The sequence below is a fragment of the Mesorhizobium sp. M0904 genome, assembly GCF_040319475.1.
Lineage (GTDB): Bacteria > Pseudomonadota > Alphaproteobacteria > Rhizobiales > Rhizobiaceae > Mesorhizobium.
The window spans coordinates 89,556-106,617 of record NZ_JAMYOC010000001.1; the positions used below are offsets into that span (position 1 = coordinate 89,556).

Consider the following 17,062-nt stretch of genomic DNA (forward strand, 5'->3'; position numbering starts at 1 on the left):
AAGACTTTGGCCGAAATCGCTCCCATATGCGATATCGAACCACCCACGATTCGTCGCGGCACGGCCCCGCTTCCAGCCGCAACCTGTTGTTAACCAACAATGTTCGCCCTTTCTTATCCATTGCCGCCGACACTCCGGCCCAGCGGAATGTACGATACGGGACAGAACCCGGATCGAACCGCCAAACTGAGCCAGTTGTGCAGCCGGCGCCGGACGACTACCTTGTTCCAAGGCATGATGCCGTTCGAAATCGCCGAGAAAAGCCTTCATGAAGGTCGTTGAACGTTACATCATGCGCCGTGCCTTCGCGGTATTCGCGCTGGCGCTCGTCTGGACGCTGGCGATCGTCTGGACGACTCAGGTCCTCGCCCGCATCGACCTCGTCACCGATAGCGGTCAGTCGGCCCTCACCTTCTTCGAAGTCGCAGCGCTGATCATCCCGACGATCGTTCCGATCGTCGTACCGTTCGCCCTGGTGGTCGCGGTCGCCCAGATCCTCAGCGTGATGAATTCGGATTCGGAGCTCGCCGTCATCAATGCCGCCGGCGCTTCACGCTGGACAATCGTCAGGCCGATCATGCTTCTGGCACTCGCAGCCAGCGCTTTTTCGTTCGCGGTCGACAATGGTGTCGACCCCTACGCGCGCCAGAAGAACCGCGAGTTGATAGCATCTTCGCGTGCCGATCTGTTGTCGTTGATCATCCAGGAAGGCACCTTCCGCAAGATCGATGACGGCCTGTTCCTGCAGGTTGGCGAACGGCTTCCCGACAATCGCCTCGGCGGCATCTTCGTCGCCGATTCGCGCGAAGAAGGCGTCAATCTCGTCTATTATGCCAAGTCCGGTAGCATCATCGAACGCGGCGACGAGAAGGTGCTGATGATGAATGACGGGGTGATCCATCGCAAAACCATGACCGGCGACCTCTCGGTAATCCGGTTCACTTCCTATGCCTTCGATTTGTCTGCTTTTATGTCGGCATCATCCGACATCCTGCTTTTGCCGAAGGACCGGACGACCCAGTATCTGCTCAATCCCAGTCCGAACGACAAGATGTACCAGCAAAAGCCGAACAGGTACCTGGCCGAGCTCGACCAGCGTTTTTCCGAGTGGTCCTATTCGCTCGTCTTCGCGCTGATCGCGCTCGCCGTCGCCGGAGATGCACGCTCGCATCGTGAGGCGCGTGTGCACCCGCTGATCACGGCAATCGCGATCGCGCTGTTCGTGCGCTGGCTCGGGTTCTTTGCCGCCGGCAAGGCCGACAAGGTGCCGCAATATGCCTATATGGTCTACGGCGTCCCGATCGTGGCATCGGCGATCGCCATCTGGTTCATTGTTTCCAACCGGACCATGGAACTGCCTGTTGCCTGGGCCGATTGGGTGACCAATCTTGCCGGCCGCTTCAGTGAGGGCTGGAGCGCCATCAAGCTCCGTTTTGCTGGGCGCGGCGCTTCCGGACAGGGAGCCGGCTGATGGGCTGGACTCTGGGTCGATACTTCTTCTTTCGCTATGTGACGATCACCATTTGGTTCTTCATCGGTCTTTTGGCGCTGGTGTTCCTGATCGATTTCACCGAGCTTTCCGGCCGCACGACCGGCGTGCCAGGCTTCACTTACGGAACTGCCTTCGCCATTTCCGGGCTCAGGATGCCGATGATCATGCTGCAGACGGTGCCGTTCGTCGGCCTGTTCTCGGCGATGGCGACCCTGGTGTCGCTCAACCGCAAATATGAATTGGTAATCGCCCGTTCCGCCGGGGTTTCAGCATGGCAGTTCCTGCTGCCATGCTGCATCGGGGCGCTGCTGTTTGGTGCCTTGTCGGTCGGCGTCATCAATCCGATAGCCGCGCACGCCTATTCCTGGTCCGAGCAGATCGAGACCCAGCTCCGTTCGGGCAAGTCGAATACGGTCTCGGCCGATGCCGCACCCTGGATCAGGCAGAAAACCAGTTCCGGCGATACCATCATCGGAGCGCGCGCCATTCTCAATCAAGGCTTGGAGATGGCCGACGCGGTCTTCTTCAGCTTCAGTCCGCAAGGCGATATCATCGAGCGCAAGGATGCGGCGCGCGCGTTTTTGCGGGACGGCTACTGGGAATTGCAGGACGTCAAGGTGTTCCGGGACGGCACCATCCAGTCGTTACCCAGCGATCGGCTGCCGACCAATCTCAAGCCGGAATTCGTGCAAGAGCGGTTGGCGCGCCCTGAGACTATCCCCTTCTACGATTTGCCCGGCAAAGTCGAGGTGGCCCGCTCCTTCGGCCTCAAGGCAAATACCTTCGCCATGCAGTTCGATTCCCTGGTGGCGCTGCCCTTCCTGCTCGTGGCGATGACGCTGATTGCGGCAACGGTATCAATGCGATTTGCGAGGATGGGGCAGTCGGCGACGATGATTCTGGGTGGCATCGTGGCCGGCTTTCTGCTTTATGTCGTTTCGGTGCTGGTCAAGGCATTCGGCGTAGCGGGATTCGTACCCACAGCCGTAGCGGCTTGGGTCCCGGTTGTCGTGGCTATGTTCTTCGGGGTGACATTCCTGCTATACAAGGAAGACGGCTAGTGAGGGAGGCGGTTTTGCGCAGCCATAGGCACGCCGGTTTGGCACGCCTCTCTGCGGCGAGCGCCTTGGCATGCCTGCTTGCCAGCGTCGCCCCGGCTGCTCCGGCTTTTGCCCAGGACGTCAGTGAGCTGGCAACGAAGGTTCCGAGTGGCACGCAGATGCTGCTGGCAGCCGATACGCTGGTCTACGACAACGACAAGCAGACCGTGACGGCCGTCGGCGGCGTCCAGATCGACTACGGCGGCAACCGTCTCGTCGCCCAGCGGGTCGAATACAACCGCAACACCAAACGCCTCGTCGCCAGCGGCAATGTCGAACTCGTCAATAGCGACGGCACCAAGATCTATTCGCAGCATGCCGACATCACTGACGATTTCGCCGACGGCTTCGTCAACGCGCTGCGGGTCGAGACCATAGACAAGGCCTACTTCGCCGCCGAAAGCGCGGAACGCATGGGCGGCGTGCTGACGACCTTCCACAATGGCGTCTACACCGCGTGCGAGCCGTGCGAGGACAAGCCCGACAAAGCGCCGACCTGGCGTATCAAGGCCAGGAAGATCATCTGGAACGGCGAAAAGAAGACGGTTCGCTTCGAAAACTCGAACTTCGAGTTCTTCGGCTTTCCGCTGGCCTATCTGCCGGCTTTCGAGATCGCCGACCCGACGGTCAAGCGCAAGAGCGGCTTCCTGATTCCCGGCGTCGCCTACAAGAGCGACCTCGGCGTGGGTGTTAAAGTCCCCTATTATTTCGCGCTCTCGCCGACCTACGATCTCACTGTCACCGGCAGCGGCTATACCAAGCAAGGTTTCCTCGGTGAGGCCGAGTGGAGGCAGCGCTTCAACAATGGTCAGTACAGCCTGAAGATTGCAGGCATCCGGCAGGAGAATCCCGACGCCTTCATCGACGACAATGGCCACAACGTCAATTCGGGTACCGAAGGCGACCCGAACAGGTTCCGCGGCATGATGGGCACCCAGGGCCAGTTCGCTATCAACCCGCGCTGGGACTTCGGTTGGGACATCCTGCTGCAGAGCGACAAGAATTTCGCGCGCACTTACGACATCGATGGCTTCAACGACAGCGTGCACCGCTCCGAGGTGTATCTGACGGGACTCAACGATCGCAATTACTTCGATGTGCGCGCCATGCACTTCGACGTTCAGGAAGACACTCTCGCCAGCGATCCGACCGCACGCGCCGCCAAGCAGCCCTGGGTGCTGCCCTCGCTCGACTACGCCTATATCCCCGACATGCCGGTGGCCGGCGGGCAGCTCTCGTTCGACGTCAACGCGCGGGTCATAGACCGCGACAGGCTCGATACGGCTCTTGCAGATTCGGGCGTCCCTTCGTCCGTCAACAATGTCCGCGGCATCGACGGCCAATCAGGCCGCCTCACTGTCGAGGCCGAATGGAAGCGCACCATCACCACCGATGGCGGGCTGCTGCTGACGCCGCTCCTGGCGCTGCGCGGCGACGCCGGCTATGTCAACGCCTCCTCCGCCTCGCTCGATGCCATCAACCAGATGGCGACCAATCTCGGCGTTGAGGACGATATGCGTTCATCGCTTGCCCGCTATATGGCGACCGCCGGGCTTGAGATGCGCTGGCCGGTGCTGTTCTCGATGACCAGTTCCAGCCATGTCTTCGAACCGATGGCGCAAGTATTCATGCGTCCGAACGAGCAATATGTCGGCGGGCTGGCGGTTCCCAACGAGGACGCCCAGAGCTTCGTCTTCGACGCCACGACGCTGTTTGAGCGCGACAAATTCTCGGGCTATGACCGCATGGAAGGTGGCACACGCGCCAATGTCGGGCTCCGCTATTCCGGCGCATACGACAATGGCTGGGGCACCAATGCGGTGTTCGGCCAATCCTACCAGCTCGGCGGCCAGAACTCGTTCGGCACGCCGGATCTGGTCAACGTCGGTGCCTATTCGGGTCTTGAAACTGCAACCTCCGACTATGTCGGCCTTGTCGGCTTCAACAGCCCCAGCGGATTTTCCGGCTCGGTCAGCGGCCGTTTCGACGAGCAAAGCTTCGAGATCCGCCGCGCTGAGGTAAAGGCCGCCTTTTCAGGCCTGCCGGTCTCGTTGAGCGCCAAATACGCCTTCATCCAGGCGCAGCCGCTCTATGGCTTCTCCACGGATCGCCATGAGGTCACGCTCGGAGCCTCGACGCATCTTGCCGAGAACTGGCGCGTCTTTGGCACCGGCACATATGATCTTGAGCAGAGCGTGCTGGTCAAGGACGGCGTCGGCTTTGCCTATAGTGATTCGTGCTTTACCTATTTGATGACGTTTTCGGAAAGACGTGACCTTAACACCAGGGAAGTGTCGCAGAACGTCGGCTTCAACCTGTCGTTCCGCACGCTCGGCGATTTCGGCTCGTCGCAACGCTCCATCGACACCATCCAATAACGGCAGTCGGCAACGGGGTGGCTGGCGGACGACATTGTTTCGCCGCATAGAGCAGGCACGGATTTCGGCGACCTGAACTGGGATGGGTTGGGTCGAATCGGGATGGAACTGGGATGCTTTCGATGAGGAAATACCTCTTTTCGGCGGGGTTCGCGCTGCTGGTGGCGTTCTCGACCATCGCAGTGACGCCGCCGGCTTTCGCCACCGAGATTAAATACGTCGTCAACAACGTACCGATCACCACAGGCGACATCCAGCATCGGGCCGCTTTCCTGCGCCTGCAGCGCAGAAAGGGCGATGCCGGCCAGGAAATGATAGATCAGACGCTGCGCTCGGCCGAGGCCCGGCGCCTAGGCATCCGCATCAGCGATGCGCAGGTCGATGCCGCCTATCAGCGTTTCGCCACGAACAACAAGATGCAGCTCAAGCAGCTTGACGGTGTGATGGCGCAATCAGGCGTCACCAAGGAGCACTTCAAGGAATTCATCCGAGCGCAGATGGCCTGGAACCAGGCGCTGTCCGCGCGCTACCGCTCCGCCGACGGGGGCGGCGCCATAAGCGAGCAGGACGTCGTCAAGCGCATGCTCGAAAAAGGCGGCAGCAAGCCGAGCGCCACCGAATACATGCTGCAGCAGGTCATCTTCGTCGTGCCGGCAGCCGAGCGCAGCGCGACGCTGGCCAAGCGCAAGCGCGAAGCCGACGCCATGCGCGCCCGCTTCAACGGCTGCAACACCACGCGCGAATTTGCCAAGGGCCTGATCGACGTCACCGTTCGCGACCTCGGCCGGGTGCTGGCGCCGCAACTGCCGCCGGACTGGGCCGAGCAGATCAAGGCCACCAAGGTCGGCGGCGCCACCGCGACGCGCGAGACCGACCGCGGCGTCGAATTCGTCGGCATCTGCTCGTCGCGCGAAGTGTCGGACGACAAAGTCGCGCAGATGGTGTTCCAGAGCGAGGGCTCGAGCGACAAGAACGCCGACGAGCTCTCAAAGAAATACGTCGAGGAGTTGCGGAAGAAAGCCCGCATCATCGAGCGCTGAAGTCGCGATCGCCATGCCTGACGCAGAGCTTCCGCTGGCGTTGAGCGTCGGCGATCCGTCCGGCGTGGGGCCGGACATCGCCATCGCCGCTTGGCAGGCCCGCGACAGCGCCGGCGTTCCGTCTTTTTATCTCCTTGCCGATCCGGCGCTGATTGCCGCGCGGGCGCACGGGCTCGGCACCGATATCGCGATTGCCGAGACGACGCCGGCGCTAGCGCCTAGTATGTTTTCGCGCGCGCTGCCGGTGGTGGCGCTTTCCGCCCGTTTCGTCGACAGTCCCGGCCGCCCGGATCCAGCCAACGCCGCCGGAATCATCGAGGCGATCGACCGCGCCGTTGCCGACTGCCTGGCCGGCCGCGCTGCCGCGGTCGTCACCTGCCCCATTGCCAAGAAGCCGCTCTACGATGCCGGCTTTCGCTTTCCCGGCCACACCGAATATCTGGCGCATCTGGCATCGCTTCACACCCGCACCGAAGTGACGCCGGTTATGCTGCTTGCCGGTCCGGACCTGCGCACCGTGCCGGTCACCATTCACATCGCACTGGCCGAGGTGCCGAAGGCGCTGACGACCGACCTGATCGTCGCCACCGGCCGCATCACCGCCGCCGACCTTGCAAACCGCTTCGGAATTGCTAAGCCGCGGCTCGCCATCGCCGGCCTCAACCCTCATGCCGGCGAAGGCGGCGCGATGGGCACCGAAGACGAGCGGATCGTGCGCCCGGCGATCGACAGGCTGAGGCAGGAAGGAATCGACGCCTTCGGGCCATTGCCGGCCGACACCCTGTTTCACGCTCGCGCCCGCACCGGCTATGACGTGGTGCTCTGCATGTATCATGACCAGGCGCTGATCCCCGCCAAGGCGCTGGCGTTTGACGAGGCAGTCAATGTCACGCTCGGCCTGCCCTTCATCCGCACCTCGCCCGACCACGGCACCGCCTTCGACATCGCCGGCAAGGGCATTGCCCGTGCCGACAGCCTGATTGCGGCGCTGAAACTCGCTCGCCTGCTTGCCGATACCGGGAAAAGGCCGTAGGCCACTGAGCCAAATGAGCCCAATTCGATGGCCTTAACCCGACGAGCCCAGCCCGATGAGCCCAGCCCGATGAGCATAGACGGCCTGCCGCCACTGCGCGAGGTGATCGAGCGCTATGGGCTGCAGGCGAAAAAGGCACTCGGCCAGAATTTTCTGTTCGACCTTAACCTGACAAGCAAGATTGCGCGGACCGCCGGCGACCTGAGCGACGTTACGGTTATCGAGGTCGGTCCCGGTCCGGGCGGGCTGACTCGGGCCCTGCTCCTCAACGGCGCCCGGCGGGTCGTCGCGATCGAGCGCGATGAGCGCTGCCTGGCGGCCCTGGACGAGATCGCGAAGCACTATCCGGGTCGGCTCGAGATCGTGGCCGGCGATGCGCTGAAAACTGATTTTGCAGCGCTTGCCAAAGGAGCGCCGGGAAGCGGGGGGTCGGTGAAAATCGTTGCCAACCTGCCTTACAATATCGGCACCGAATTGCTGATCCGCTGGCTGACCGTGACCGAGTGGCCGCCTTTCTACGCATCAATGACGCTGATGTTCCAGCGCGAGGTCGCCGAACGCATTGCAGCCAGCCCCGGCAGCGAGGCCTATGGCCGGCTCGGCGTGCTTGCAGGCTGGCGGACGGAGGCGAGGATTGTCTTCGACGTGCCGCCCCAGGCGTTCACACCGGCACCCAAGGTGACGTCCTCGGTGGTGCATCTAGTGCCGCGCGCCAGCCCCTTGCCGGCAGAGGTCAAACGGCTTAGCCGCGTCACCGAAGCGGCATTCGGCCAGCGCCGGAAAATGCTGCGGCAGAGCGTGAAAAGCCTCGGCGGCGAGGCACTGCTCACCCGCGCCGGCATCGATCCGACCAGGCGTGCGGAGACGCTCAGCGTCGAGGAATTCATTCGCCTGACCAACGCGGTGTGATGCCGGGAAGCGTCCGCGTGGAATTTCCGCTCTCATGGCATAGATAGCCGGACAAACCCTGCCCGGAGACAAACAGTGGCCGCCTATGTCATTTCCGACGTCACGATCCGTGACACAGAGGCTATCGAAGCCTATCGCGCACGCGCGGCTGCCTCCATCGCCCAGCATGGCGGGCGCTATCTGGTACGCGGCGGCGAGGTGGAAAGGTTGGAAGGCGACTGGTCTCCCGGGCCGCTGATCATCGTGGAATTCCCCGACATGGACACGGCGCGGCGTTGGTACCGCTCCGCCGAATATGCCGCGGCATTGGAACTGCGCGACGCCGCGCTCAGCCGCAATCTGATCCTGGTCGCGGGGACAACGCCTTGATCAATCCGTCTTCTCATCGAGCAGCCCTGAGACAAAATCGAACAGGCCCGGCCGGCGATCGCGTCTGAGCCGTTCGGCCGTGACGATGCCGCGCACCTCGGCGAAAGCACGGTCGAGATCGTCGTTGACTATGACGAAATCATATTCCTTCCAGTGCTCGATCTCGTTGCGGGCGTTCTTGAGCCGCGTCTCGATCACCGCTTCCTGGTCCTCGGCGCGACGCTTCAGCCGTGCCTTCAATTCCTTCATCGACGGCGGCAGGATGAAGATCGAGACGATGTCGGCGCGCATCTTCTCCTTGAGCTGCTGAGCGCCTTGCCAGTCGATGTCGAACAGCATGTCGCGGCCTTCGGCCAGCGCCTGTTCGGCCGGCTCGCGCGGCGTCGCGTAGCAATTGCCGTGCACCTCCGCCCATTCGAGCAGCGCATCGGAATCGCGTAGCCGCTCGAACTCGCGCATGGTGCGGAAGTGGTAATGGACGCCCTCGATCTCGCTGCCGCGGCGTGGCCGCGTGGTGACCGAGACCGACAATTCGAGGCTGGAATCGCTCTCCAGCAGATTGCGCGCGATCGTCGACTTGCCGGCGCCTGACGGCGACGACAAGACCAGCATCAGCCCGCGGCGCCGAATGCGGGAACCCAAATCCCTAGCGGTCATGGGGCTTGGCAGTCATGTGGCTTGGCATCGGGATCATTCCAGATTCTGGACCTGTTCGCGAAACTGGTCGACGACCGCCTTCAGTTCCAGCCCGATGGCGGTGACCGCGGCAGCATTCGACTTGGAACACAGCGTATTCGATTCGCGGTTGAATTCCTGTGCCAGGAAATCGAGCTTGCGGCCGATGGCGCCACCGCCGGCGAGCAGCGCCCGCCCCGACGTCACGTGCGTCTTCAGCCTGTCGATTTCCTCGCGTATGTCGGCCTTGGTGGCCAGAAACGCCGCTTCCATATGCAGCCGGCTGGCGTCCAGATTGGCGGACGCGTCCATCAGCAGGCGGATCTGCTCGGCGAGCCTTTCGCGGATCGTGGCCGGCTCGCGTGATGGATCGGCCTCGGCCCGCAGCGTCAGCGCCTCGATGGCATCGATATGGCCGGACAGCAGGGAACGAAGTGCGGCACCTTCGCCCTGGCGCGCCTGCTGCAGCCCGTTCAGTGCTGCTTCCAGCGCCGACAGTATTGCGGTATCGAGCGCACTGCGCGCCTCTTCGGTTTCGATGGTTTCGGGAATGTCGAGGACGCCGCGCAGCGCAAGCAGGCCGTCGGCCGCCGCAGGGGCTACTCCGAACTGCTCCTGCAGCCGCTTGGCCAAGCCCGCCAGATCCCTCAGGAAAGCCTCGTTGACCACGGGTTGCGCTTGCGCGCCGGCGGCGCGGCCAATGGTCAGCGTCATCTGGAAATTGCCGCGCGCAAAACGCTTTTGCACCGTCTGCCGGACGGCCGGCTCCAGCCGGTCGAAACCTTGCGGCAGCCGCAGCCTGACCTCGACGCTTTTGCCGTTGACGGACTTGGCTTCCCAGGCAATCGCAGTGCCGTCGTGTTCGGCGACACTGCGCGCAAAACCGGTCATGCTCTGCAAGTTCATGTAGCCGTGCGTCCCTTTGCCGAATGCCCTCAAGCCGGAGCAATTTTCTCCGGGCAGGATCATGTGAATTTCAATGCCATAGCAGCCCTTGCACATCCACCCGGACATGCACAGGGCCAACCTGATGGCGTCCGGCCCTACTGGGCGGCGGTGGCGCCCGCATCGTCAACGATGGCTCCCGCCGGCGTGTCGGCTCCGGTATTGGTTGCCCCGGCCTTGGCGGCGTCCTGCGCCTGCTTTTTCAGCAGCGCCCGGTAGCGAGCGACATTCTCGTTATGCTCATCAAGCGTCGAGGCAAAGACGTGGCCGCCGCTGCCGTCGGCGACGAAGTAGAGATCGCTGGTCTTCGACGGATTGGCGACGGCCTCCAGCGCCGCACGGCCGGGATTGGCGATCGGCGTCGGCGGCAAACCGTTGATCAGATAGGTGTTGTAGGGCGTCGGCTTCTGGATGTCCGACTGATAGATCGGGCGGTCGATGGGTTTGCCCTTGCCGCCGAAGAGGCCGTAGATGATGGTCGGGTCCGACTGCAGTCGCATACCCTTGGCCAGCCGATTGAGGAAGACGGCGGCTACGCGCGAGCGTTCATCGCCCTTGCCGGTCTCCTTCTCGACGATCGAGGCCAGGGTGACAAAATCCTCAACATTGGCGATCGGCAGATCTGGCGCTCGGCGCTGCCAGACCTCGTCGACCAGCTTCTTCTGGTCGGCCAGAAGCTTGTCAACCATCTGCTGGCGTGTTGCGCCGCGGGTGAAGCGCAGCGTGTCGGTGGCGAGGCTGCCCTCAGGTGGAGTGGTCGACGGCATATCGCCGGTCAGCGCGTCCTGCTCGGCGATCCGTTGCAGCGCCTGCTCCACCGTCAGCCCCTCGGGGATAGTCAGCGAATACATCACCGACTTGCCGCTCTTCAGCAGTTCCATGATGTCGTGCATCGACGCCTGCGGCTTGATCTCGTATTCGCCGGCCTTCAGGGCGGAATCATTGCCGAAGGCGCGCACGCCAAGGCGGAAAATGCGGGCGTCGCTGATCAGTCCTCGCCGCTCAAGCTGGTCGGCGATCTCCTGGACGCCGCTATTCGGCTTGACCAGGAAGGTGTCCCCATTGGCCGACGGGCCGGGCTCGTTGAACTCCTGCTTGCCGAAATACAGCGCAACGCCCGCCGCCAGAACCATCAGCATCACCGAAGAGATGACGAAGTTCATGAACACGACGAACTGGCTGCGCGAGGCACGCGAGCGCTTCGGCGGCGGCGTGCCGGCCTCGGGCCGCAACGCCTCGCTGGCCGTTTTCGGCACGATCGGGCCGGACGTTGCTCGCCGTTGCCCGAATTCCCCGTTATCGGCCGGATTTGTGTTCATAGCGCCCTACCATCTGATCTTGCGACGAATCCCCTCGGGCAGAGTAGGGGCGAATATGGCAAAATTGACGGCAGACGGAAACCGGCAGAGCGGTCAGCCATTGTAGCGCTGGAAGACGAGCGAGGCGTTGGTGCCACCGAAGCCGAAGGAGTTGGACAGCGCCACGTCGATCTGCCGGGCTCGCGGCTTGTGCGGCACCAGGTCGATCGCCGTTTCGCGCTCCGGATTGTCGAGATTGATGGTCGGCGGCGCGATGTTGTCGCGAATGGCGAGGATCGAAAAGATCGCCTCGGCAGCACCAGCCGCGCCCAGCAGGTGGCCAATCGACGATTTGGTCGACGACATCGATATCTTAGAGGCGGCGTTGCCGACCAGCCGCTCGACGGCGCCGAGTTCGATCGTGTCGGCCATGGTCGATGTGCCGTGCGCGTTGATGTAGTCGACATCTGCGGGCGTCAGCTTCGCCCGGTTTAGCGCCGCTGTCATGCAACGGAAAGCGCCGTCGCCATCCTCGGCAGGCGCGGTGATGTGATAGGCGTCACCGGTCAGACCGTAGCCGGTGACCTCGGCATAGATCTTGGCGCCGCGGGCCTTGGCGTGTTCGAGTTCCTCGAGCACGACAACACCGGCGCCCTCACCCATGACGAAGCCGTCGCGATCGCGATCATAGGGGCGCGAGGCCGTCTGCGGCGCATCGTTGCGCTCGGTGGAGAGGGCGCGGCAAGCGGCGAACCCGGCGACCGACAGTCTCGTCACCGGCGCTTCAGCGCCGCCTGCGACCATAACGTCGGCATCGCCCCAGATGATCAGGCGGGCGGCGTCGCCGATGGCGTGCGCACCGGTCGAGCAAGCGGTGACAACGGCGTGGTTTGGGCCTTTCAGCCCATGCCGGATCGAGACCTGGCCGGAGACGAGGTTGATGATCTGGCCGGGGATGAAGAACGGGCTGATGCGGCGCGGGCCGCGTTCCTTGAGGATCATCGCATTCTCGGCGATGCCTTCGATGCCGCCGATGCCAGAACCGATCAGCACGCCGGTGGCGCACTGATCCTCGTGCGTCTTCGGCTGCCAGCCGGAATCCTTGAGTGCCTCGTCGGCGGCCGCGATCCCGTACAGGATAAAATCGCCGATCTTACGCAGTTCCTTCGGCTCGAGAACGGCTTCAGGATTGAAAGTGGCGTTGGAGCCGTCACCGCGCGGAATGACGTGGGCGACCTTGCAGGCAAGGTCTTCCACCTCGAATTCGGTGATGCGCTTGGCTGCGCTGCGGCCGGTCAGAAGCTCCTTCCAGCTGTGCTCGAAGCCCATGCCGAACGGCGAAAGCAGCCCAAGGCCCGTGACGACGACACGCCTCATCGCAGGTCCTCCTCGGTGATGACTGCAAATAGCGTCAGGCCGAGGCCTTGTCGATGTATTTCACCGCATCGCCAACAGTCAGGATGGTCTCGGCGGCGTCGTCCGGGATCTCGACACCGAACTCTTCTTCGAACGCCATGACAAGTTCGACCGTGTCGAGGCTGTCCGCGCCCAGATCATCGATGAAGCTCGCCTGCTCCGTCACCTTGTCGGCATCGACGCCAAGGTGCTCGATGACGATCTTCTTGACGCGCTCTGCGGTGTCACTCATTTGGGCATCCTCGTCTTTTGGTTGTCTGTCTTCGTTAGCGGGCAGAATGCCGCTAATCAAGCTGAAAGATGGTCCTGCCGGAAACGCAGCGGAACAGGACCGGTTTTTGCCCGAACCGCCGGGTTGCGGGCGGCATTACACGAAAAATCCCGTGCATCCAAGACGGAATGAAGCGTTTTCCCAAGTGTTAGATCATTGCCATGCCGCCATTCACATGAATGGTCTGGCCGGTGACGTAGGCTGCCTCGTTGGAAGCGAGGTAGGCGACGGCAGAGGCGACTTCGGCGCCCGTGCCCATGCGCCGGGTCGGGATCGCCGCCATGATCGCCTCATTCTGCTTGTCGTTGAGCTTGGCGGTCATCGCCGATTCGATGAAGCCCGGGGCGACGCAGTTGACGGTGATATTGCGGGTGGCGATCTCCTGCGCCAGCGATTTGGAAAAGCCGATCATACCGGCTTTGGAGGCGCAGTAATTGGTCTGGCCGGGATTGCCGGTGACGCCAACCACTGAAGTGATGTTGATGATGCGGCCATGGCGGCGCCGCATCATCGGATGGGTAAGCTCGCGGGTCAGCCGGAACACGGCGGTCAGGTTGACCTCGAGCACGCTATCCCAGTCGGCGTCAGCCATGCGCACGAACAACCCGTCCTTGGTGATGCCGGCATTGTTGACGAGGATGTCGACGCCTTCGAGGTCGGCCTCCGCCTTCTGGCCGAGCGCCTTGACGTCGTCGCGGTTGGAAAGATTGGCCGGGAAAAGCTTGACCCGGTCGCCCAGTTCGGCGGCCAGCGCCTCCAATTTCTCGATACGTGTGCCATGCAGGCCGACGATGGCGCCCTGGCCGTGCAGCACGCGGGCGATCGCCTCGCCGATACCTCCCGATGCGCCGGTGACGAGCGCCTTGCGGCCGGTCAATTCGAACATTCTTGCCTCCTGATCTGAGCGAACACCCTTTGCATGGAGCGGTGTCAAATCGCCAGTTGATTATGCAAGCGCCGCCAGCGCCGCCTCGACATCCGCCGCGGATCCGATGGCAGTGGTGGCAATATCGCGGTTGATGCGGCGGGCCAGCCCCGACAGCACCTTGCCGGCGCCCACTTCGTAAAGCGTCGCAACGCCGTTGCTGCCGAACCACTCCACCGTTTCGCGCCAGCGCACGCGCCCCATCACCTGTTCGACGAGGCGGCGGGCAATCTCGTCGGGATCGCTCGTCGGGGTCACCGTAACATTCGAGACCAGCGGCACGACCGGCGCACGCTTCGTCACGGCGGCCAGCGCCTCCCGCATGATCTCGGCGGCAGGCTTCATCAATGCCGAATGGAAGGGCGCCGAGACCTGCAGCATCAGCGCCCGCTTGGCGCCCTTCTCCGTGCATAGCTTTGCCGCCAGTTCGACCGCCGGCCTGGCGCCGGAGATCACCAGCTGGCCGCCGCCATTGTCGTTGGCGATCTGGCAAACCAAGGCTTGCGCGGGATCTTTGGCGGTGCCTTGGGCGGCCTCTGCGCAAGCGGCCTCGACGTCGGCCTGTTCCAACCCGATGATCGCCGCCATGGCGCCCTCGCCGGCCGGTACAGCCGCCTGCATGGCATTGCCGCGGATACGCAACAGCCGGGCGGCGTCGGCGACCGAAACGAAACCAGCGGCCGCAAGTGCCGAATATTCACCGAGCGAATGGCCGGCGACATAGGTGACCTTGCCGTTCAGGGAGAAGCCGCGCGCCTCCAGCGCCCGGACTGCGGCAAGTGACACCGCCATCAGCGCCGGCTGGGCATTGGCGGTCAGCGTCAGCGTCTCTTCCGGGCCTTCCCAGATCAGCTTAGATAGTTTTTCACCGAGCGCGTCGTCGACTTCCTCGAAGATCCGCCGCGATTCCACAAAGGTATCGGCGAGGTCCTTGCCCATGCCGACAGCCTGGCTGCCCTGCCCCGGAAAGGTGAATGCGATGGCCATGGTCGGCTCCCAGCTGCTGGTTCTCGCTGCCTGTGACGCAAGGCGTGCGCCCAAGTCAAGTCCAACCTTGACCGCTCAGCGTCGGCCGAGTGCCTGTTTCAGCAGGCTTTTTGGCGATCACTCATGATGAAAACCGCTCACGATTTGTTTGTTGGCTCTTCTTATTTCCGCCGCAGGCGCTAGGCTTTGCGTGACAGTTCGATGACAATCGAGTGATGCCTTTGTTGCGGGCCGGGGAACTATTGAAGTGGCAAAGACCAAGCAGAGCGCAGCCGAGGCGGCGCCACAGTTTCTTGAAGGCGATCCGTCGACTGGCTATCTGCCGGCGCGCAGATGGCCTGTCATCCGCTATGGCCTTATCAGCTTGCTGGCTGCGGCCATCCTGGTGTTTGCCATCGAACTGATCGTGCGCGGCAACTTTGCCGGCACCATTGATTTCTTTCTGCAGCCTTTCAAACCCGGCTGGACCACGATCATCATTTTTGCGCTGATCCTCATCGGCCTCGACGCCGTGCTCGGCCGCAGCCATCAGAGCCTGATGATCGTCGCGCCGCTGACATTGTCGCTGGCGTTCGTCGGCCACCAGAAGTCGCTCTATCTCGGCGATCCGCTCTATCCGACCGATTTCCTCTATTCCCGGCAGATCGTGGCACTGATGCCACTCCTGGTCCGCGATCGCCCGGGAACCGCCATTGCCCTGGCGATCGGCATCGTCGGCGGGCTGTCGCTGCTCGTCTATGGCTGGCGGTTATGGCGCCGCCGCGTTCCGGCGCTCAGCCACAAGGGCCGCCTTGCCCGGCTGACGCTGACGGTGCCGCTGATCGCTTTCTTCGTCTCCATCATGGACTATGCCACTTTCTCGTGGACGCGCGACCGGCTGCAGATCATCCCGATTATGTGGGACCAGAAGGAAAACTATGCCTCGAACGGTTTTGCGCTCGCCTTCGCGCTGAACGTCCCGATGGCGCATGTCTCGGCGCCGCCCGGCTATTCCGACAAGGCGATCGAAGCGATCGGCAAACCGCAGGTGATCGCCTCGGTACCTGCCGAGAAGCCCGACATCATCGTCGTGATGAGCGAATCCTTCTGGGATCCGACCAAGCTGCCCGGCGTCACCATCACACCCGACCCTATCCCCAATGTGCGGGCACTGCGCACGGGCTACATGTTCTCGCCCGAGTTCGGCGGCATGACGGCCAACATCGAGTTCGAGGCCCTGACCGGCTTTTCCAACGCCTTCCTGCCGGCGGGCAGCATTCCCTACCAGCAATATGTGCGGACACCGACTCCCTCGCTGGCGACCTTCCTGAAAAGTCAGGGCTACCGAGCGCGCGCCATCCATCCCGGCACCAACTGGTTCTGGAACCGGGGGGCCGTCTATGCCGATTTCGGCTTCAACGACTTCAAGTCCGAGGAGACGTTGCCGCCCATGCAGAAGCGCGGACCGCTCGCGTCGGACGCAGCGATGACCGACGAGATCATCCGCGAAGCCGATACCAGCGCCGAGCCGGTCTTCTTTTTCGCCGTCAGCCTGCAGAACCACGGGCCGTATGAGCCGTATCGCTATACCAATCCGACCCACAAGGTGCAGGCGCCGATCAGCCAATGGGCACGTGAATCGCTGTTGAGCTACGCCGAAGGCTCTTCCGACGCGGACCGCGGCCTCGAGCGGCTGATCGAATGGGCGAAGAAACGCGAGCGGCCGACCGTCATCGCATTCTTCGGCGATCACTTGCCGCCGCTTGGGCCGGTCTACGTCGAGACCGGTTTCCTGAAGGACAATGTCGCGCCGCGCAAGGAGCCGGCCGACCAGATGCTGCAGCACCACCAGACGCCATTGATCGTCTGGTCGAACCGCAGCGGCCCCTCCGAGGATCTGGGCGCCGTCAGCCCGGCCTTCCTGCCCTACCATATCCTGAAAACGGCCGGCATCAGCCATCCCTATTACACCGGCTTCCTCGGCCAGTTGCGAGAGCGCTACCGCGTCATCGACCGTAATTTGCTGTTGGCACCGGGGGGCGAGGCCACCCCCGATTGGTCGCGTCAGAAAGAGATCGACCCGGCAATCCGCGACTTCCGTCTGCTGCAATACGACATGATGTTCGGCAAGCGCCATGCGGCGCCCGATTTCTTCCCCGAAACCACAGGCAAAGTGGCTGCGCACACGAGCTGAGGCAGCTGAAGTTGCAGCGTGATGCGCGAACTCCGATCGTGTCGTCGAGAG

15 protein-coding genes are annotated in these 17,062 nt (G+C 62.9%); 8 read left to right on the forward strand and 7 right to left on the reverse strand.

The features are described 5' to 3' along the window. Positions 1–268: 268 nt before the first annotated feature. The 7 genes from lptF (at position 269) to NKH80_RS00550 (ending at position 8,321) form a co-directional block, all read left to right on the forward strand. Complete coding sequence (lptF, locus tag NKH80_RS00520; RefSeq protein WP_352882410.1) at positions 269–1,471, forward strand: LPS export ABC transporter permease LptF; 1,203 nt, start codon at positions 269–271, stop codon at positions 1,469–1,471. Continuing rightward, positions 1,468–2,553 (forward strand): LPS export ABC transporter permease LptG, encoded by a 1,086-nt coding sequence (gene lptG / locus NKH80_RS00525; protein WP_352882423.1) that lies wholly within the window; start codon positions 1,468–1,470, stop codon positions 2,551–2,553. The genes lptF and lptG overlap by 4 nt, the downstream gene beginning before the upstream one ends. Then, positions 2,553–4,970 (forward strand): LPS-assembly protein LptD, encoded by a 2,418-nt coding sequence (locus tag NKH80_RS00530; protein WP_352988996.1) that lies wholly within the window; start codon positions 2,553–2,555, stop codon positions 4,968–4,970. Before lptG ends, NKH80_RS00530 begins: the two co-directional genes overlap by 1 nt. A gap of 113 nt (positions 4,971–5,083) precedes the next feature. Next, a complete protein-coding gene (locus NKH80_RS00535; protein ID WP_352988999.1) occupies positions 5,084–6,010 on the forward strand; it encodes a peptidylprolyl isomerase in 927 nt (308 codons plus the stop codon). 13 nt (positions 6,011–6,023) lie between these two features. Continuing rightward, positions 6,024–7,043, forward strand: a complete 1,020-nt coding sequence (gene pdxA, locus NKH80_RS00540) for a 4-hydroxythreonine-4-phosphate dehydrogenase PdxA (protein ID WP_352507930.1) — start codon at positions 6,024–6,026, stop codon at positions 7,041–7,043. 69 nt (positions 7,044–7,112) lie between these two features. Beyond that, positions 7,113–7,952 (forward strand): 16S rRNA (adenine(1518)-N(6)/adenine(1519)-N(6))-dimethyltransferase RsmA, encoded by an 840-nt coding sequence (rsmA, locus tag NKH80_RS00545; RefSeq protein ID WP_352507931.1) that lies wholly within the window; start codon positions 7,113–7,115, stop codon positions 7,950–7,952. Positions 7,953–8,027: 75 nt separating this feature from the next. Further along, on the forward strand, positions 8,028–8,321 hold the full coding sequence (locus NKH80_RS00550) for a DUF1330 domain-containing protein (RefSeq protein ID WP_352507932.1): 294 nt from the start codon (positions 8,028–8,030) through the stop codon (positions 8,319–8,321). Here the strand turns inward: NKH80_RS00550 and gmk are convergent, their stop codons facing one another. From gmk to fabD, 7 genes are all read right to left on the reverse strand, one after another. Continuing rightward, complete coding sequence (gene gmk, locus NKH80_RS00555) at positions 8,322–8,978, reverse strand: guanylate kinase (protein ID WP_254820312.1); 657 nt, start codon at positions 8,976–8,978, stop codon at positions 8,322–8,324. It lies immediately after the preceding gene. Positions 8,979–9,011: 33 nt separating this feature from the next. Next, positions 9,012–9,902 (reverse strand): YicC/YloC family endoribonuclease, encoded by an 891-nt coding sequence (locus NKH80_RS00560; RefSeq protein WP_352507933.1) that lies wholly within the window; start codon positions 9,900–9,902, stop codon positions 9,012–9,014. Positions 9,903–10,039: 137 nt separating this feature from the next. Continuing rightward, a complete protein-coding gene (mltG, locus tag NKH80_RS00565) occupies positions 10,040–11,260 on the reverse strand; it encodes an endolytic transglycosylase MltG (RefSeq protein ID WP_352752896.1) in 1,221 nt (406 codons plus the stop codon). Positions 11,261–11,353: 93 nt separating this feature from the next. Continuing rightward, positions 11,354–12,616, reverse strand: coding sequence for a beta-ketoacyl-ACP synthase II (gene fabF / locus NKH80_RS00570; RefSeq protein ID WP_352805992.1), 1,263 nt, complete (start codon positions 12,614–12,616; stop codon positions 11,354–11,356). 34 nt (positions 12,617–12,650) lie between these two features. Then, on the reverse strand, positions 12,651–12,887 hold the full coding sequence (locus NKH80_RS00575; protein ID WP_006203723.1) for an acyl carrier protein: 237 nt from the start codon (positions 12,885–12,887) through the stop codon (positions 12,651–12,653). 187 nt (positions 12,888–13,074) lie between these two features. Next, a complete protein-coding gene (gene fabG / locus NKH80_RS00580; protein WP_352989003.1) occupies positions 13,075–13,812 on the reverse strand; it encodes a 3-oxoacyl-[acyl-carrier-protein] reductase in 738 nt (245 codons plus the stop codon). Positions 13,813–13,872: 60 nt separating this feature from the next. Then, positions 13,873–14,838 (reverse strand): ACP S-malonyltransferase, encoded by a 966-nt coding sequence (gene fabD, locus NKH80_RS00585; RefSeq protein WP_352989006.1) that lies wholly within the window; start codon positions 14,836–14,838, stop codon positions 13,873–13,875. 247 nt (positions 14,839–15,085) lie between these two features. Between fabD and NKH80_RS00590 the strand changes: the two genes are divergently transcribed. Continuing rightward, complete coding sequence (locus tag NKH80_RS00590; protein ID WP_352507936.1) at positions 15,086–17,011, forward strand: LTA synthase family protein; 1,926 nt, start codon at positions 15,086–15,088, stop codon at positions 17,009–17,011. The last annotated feature ends 51 nt before the right edge of the window (positions 17,012–17,062 follow it).